This window comes from Chitinimonas violaceus (genome assembly GCF_052601015.1).
The window spans coordinates 1-295 of the sequence record NZ_JBQXDJ010000270.1 but is presented as its reverse complement, the minus strand read 5'-3'; the positions used below and the strand labels follow the sequence as shown (position 1 = coordinate 295).

The following is a 295-nucleotide window of genomic DNA, read 5'->3' as shown; positions in this document are numbered from 1 at the left end:
GCTCATTCTTCAAACTGCCCCAGAAACTCTCCATCGGTGCATTGTCATAGCAGTTACCCCGCCGCGACATCGAAGCGCGTAAGCCAAACTGCGCCACCAGCGCACGATATCCCTGCGAGCAATATTGGCTCCCTCGGTCCGAATGCAAAATCAATCCTGCTTCTGGCTGTTTCCACTTTATCGCCTTCCACAACGCCTGACTGACCAAGTCTTGTGTCATTCGAGCACCCATCGCATAACCCACCATCTCGCAGGTAAACACATCCTTGATGCCCGCCAGATAGTGCCAACCCTC

The 295-nt window shown here is 53.9% G+C and carries 1 protein-coding gene; it reads right to left on the bottom strand.

What is annotated here, in order from left to right; translation table 11 throughout:
* A partial coding sequence (locus ACUHMQ_RS21255; RefSeq protein ID WP_445297420.1) for a DDE-type integrase/transposase/recombinase occupies positions 1-295 on the bottom strand: 295 nt, incomplete at both ends.